Genomic DNA, 3,191 nt, shown 5'->3' with positions numbered 1-3,191 from the left:
GTTATAGGCTGATTAGGAGGTTTCGTAATTTGCGACGGACATTATATCGACTTATGATCGAACTTACAAATGGTCGTTTTACTTCTTATATATTACGTAAATTTGCACAATCTCGTTTGAGCTCTATCATTATTCCATCGTATGCGAAAGTTTTTCAAATTAATCAAGATGAGATGGAAAAGGGTTTGAAGGAATATCGAACATTGCATGATTTATTTACACGTAGGCTAAAAGAAGGAAAGCGTAGTATTGATACTGATGCATCGAGTATCGTTAGTCCTGTTGATGGTGTTTTTGCTGATCAAGGTCCTATTGAGGATACAAAAACATTCGATATAAAAGGAAAGCGTTATTCAATTGTGGATATGCTAGGTAATGAAGAGCGTGCAAAGCGATATGCAGGCGGTACATATATGGTAATTTATTTGAGTCCAAGTCATTATCATCGTATTCATAGTCCGCTCTCTGGCTCTGTGACTGAAAGATTCGTACTCGGCAGAAAATCATATCCGGTAAATGCAGCGGGTATGGAGTATGGGAAAGAACCATTGTCAAAAAATTATCGCTCTGTTACAGAAGTAAATAGTGAAGGCGAACGTATGGCACTTGTAAAAGTAGGTGCTATGTTTGTTAATAGTATTGAGCTCCTTCATGAAAGAAGTACTGTTCAAAAAGGTGAAGAGATGGCATACTTTACATTTGGCTCAACAGTTGTTTTATTATTTGAAAAAGATATGATTGAAGCAGTGCAGGAATTGACAAGTGGGCAAGAGCTACGTCTTGGTGAAAAAATTGCAACCCGAGTATCACATAAGTAAAGAAAAGATTTTATAATATACTTATGAAGCTCTAATTAAGAAATGTGGACAAAGATGCTTAATGAAGAAATCCCCTAGATGGGAGTACTTGTTTATTCGAGAGCCATCGCAGGATGGCTCTTTTTACAGGTCAATCAGCAATCTATATGTACTCAAGAAGATTTGACGAGCTTGTCCTCTAATGAGCGTCTAATAATTTCTTGTTTTATAAGTAAAATGAAGTCGGGATTTAATTTTAGTTCTTTTGCTTTATAATAAGACTCAGTGAGTAAATCAGTAGATAACTGTTCCATATGTTTTGTTTTCAAGGGGAGCCACCTCCTAATAATATAAGGATTGATTCGTTGTTGCATTTAATGTACCAAAAAAATATGACAGTCACAAATAAGAGGTTATCCACATACCTCAGTGGATAAAGTGTGCATAGAGTGTTAGTAAATTCCGAATTAACTGAAAAGTTAATGTGGAAAGTGTGTACAAGTTTATCCACAGGTTATCTATCGAAAAATGTTGTCGAAAAATTTTATGAAAAATCCTCAAAGAGGTGAAAGAAATTGAAGTTATTTTTACCAAATGAATATGTGAAAAATGTATATCATGTTCAACCGGAAGATTTGAAAAAACGTGGAATTAAAGGAGTTATTACCGATTTAGATAACACTTTAATTGAATGGGATCGTCCGAACGCAACACCACAGCTTGAAGAGTGGTTTTTGAAAATGAAAGAAAATGATATTCAAGTAACGGTTGTTTCAAATAATAACGAGCAACGCGTTAAAGAATTCGCTGATCCATTAGGTATTCCGTTTATTCATAGTGCGCGCAAACCGTTTGTCCGCGCATTTAAGCGTGCGATACACGAGATGCACCTGCAGCCAGATGAAGTTGTAGTAATTGGAGATCAGTTACTAACGGATGTGCTCGGTGGGAATCGTGTGGGACTTCATACAATTTTAGTTGTACCGGTAGCGCAAACGGACGGATTGGTGACACGTTTTAATCGGAAAATTGAACGAAGAATTATGAGAAACATGAAGAAAAAAGGCTTAATTAACTGGGAGGAATAAAGTTTGACTGAAACAATTAAATGTATTGGTTGCGGTGTAGAAATTCAAACAGAAAATAAAAATGAAGTAGGATACGCTCCTGTATCATCTTTAGAAAAAGAACAAGTAATTTGCCAACGTTGTTTTCGTTTGAAACATTATAACGAAATTCAAGATGTATCTTTAACAGATGATGATTTCCTTCGTATTTTGAACGGAATTGGACAATCAGACGCACTAGTGGTTAAAATCGTAGATATTTTCGATTTCAATGGTAGCTGGTTACCGGGCTTACATCGTTTTGTAGGGAACAATAAAGTATTACTTGTAGGGAATAAGGCTGACTTAATTCCAAAGTCAGTTAAGCATGATAAAGTAAAACATTGGATGCGCTATAGTGCAAAGCAACTTGGTTTAAAACCAGAAGATGTCTTTTTGATTAGTGCAGCTAAAGGACAAGGAATCACTGAACTTGCTGATGCAATTGAGCATTACCGCGAAGGTAAAGATGTTTATGTTGTTGGATGTACGAATGTTGGTAAATCAACATTTATTAATCGTATGATTAAAGAGTTTAGTGATGAGACTGAGAATGTAATTACAACATCACATTTCCCAGGAACAACGCTTGATTTAATTGATATCCCATTAGACGAAACATCATCTTTATACGATACACCAGGTATTATTAATCATCATCAAATGGCGCATTATGTTGGGAAACAAAGCTTAAAGCTTATTACACCGACTACAGAGGTTAAGCCGATGGTATTCCAATTAAATGAAGAACAAACATTATTCTTTGGTGGATTAGCACGATTTGATTATGTAAGTGGAGGTCGTCGTGCATTTACTTGTCATTTCTCAAACCGTTTAACAATCCATCGTACAAAGCTTGAAAAGGCTGATGAATTGTACGAAAGACACGCTGGAGAAATGTTGAATCCACCGACACCAGAAGAATTAGAAAATATGCCAGATTTTGTGAAATATGAATTTAATATTCGTGAGCCAAAAACGGACGTTGTATTCTCTGGATTAGGCTGGGTTACTGTAAATGAATCAGGAGCGAAAATTGTTGCTCATGTACCAAAGGGAGTAAGTGTTTCATTACGTAAATCTTTAATTTAATATGGAGAGGGATTTATGAAACAATTATATGGTGTAATCGGAAATCCAATTGGACATTCATTATCACCCGTTATGCATAACGATGCATTTGAACACTTGAATATGGATGCCCATTATCATGCGTTTCTTGTAGAAGAAGAAGCGCTAGGGGAAGCAGTAAAAGGTTTGAAAGCATTAGGTATTTCAGGATTTAATG

Annotated in this window: 4 protein-coding genes and 1 pseudogene; 4 read left to right on the top strand and 1 reads right to left on the bottom strand. The window is 35.8% G+C overall.

Annotated elements, in window-relative coordinates:
• Positions 1-29 precede the first annotated feature (29 nt).
• Entirely contained in the window at positions 30-818 is a 789-nt protein-coding gene (locus AC1DTM_RS21080; protein WP_002160430.1) for a phosphatidylserine decarboxylase, read from the top strand.
• A gap of 152 nt (positions 819-970) precedes the next feature.
• On the opposite strand, the gene sda is transcribed toward AC1DTM_RS21080, so the two are convergent.
• Positions 971-1,126 (bottom strand): sporulation histidine kinase inhibitor Sda, encoded by a 156-nt coding sequence (gene sda, locus AC1DTM_RS21075; protein WP_002015226.1) that lies wholly within the window; start codon positions 1,124-1,126, stop codon positions 971-973.
• Between the two features lie 246 nt (positions 1,127-1,372).
• On the opposite strand from sda, the gene AC1DTM_RS21070 reads away from it, so the two are divergent.
• From AC1DTM_RS21070 to AC1DTM_RS21060, 3 genes and pseudogenes are all read left to right on the top strand, one after another.
• Complete coding sequence (locus tag AC1DTM_RS21070; protein ID WP_002160431.1) at positions 1,373-1,885, top strand: YqeG family HAD IIIA-type phosphatase; 513 nt, start codon at positions 1,373-1,375, stop codon at positions 1,883-1,885.
• Between the two features lie 3 nt (positions 1,886-1,888).
• A complete protein-coding gene (yqeH, locus tag AC1DTM_RS21065; RefSeq protein ID WP_002160432.1) occupies positions 1,889-2,995 on the top strand; it encodes a ribosome biogenesis GTPase YqeH in 1,107 nt (368 codons plus the stop codon).
• A 15-nt stretch (positions 2,996-3,010) separates the two neighbouring features.
• Positions 3,011-3,191 (top strand): annotated as a pseudogene (locus tag AC1DTM_RS21060) (shikimate dehydrogenase); the annotation flags it as partial.

This window comes from Bacillus sp. P4_D3, from assembly GCF_056401855.1.
The sequence above is the reverse complement of the archived record's forward strand: the minus strand, read 5'-3'. Positions and strand labels throughout refer to the sequence as shown.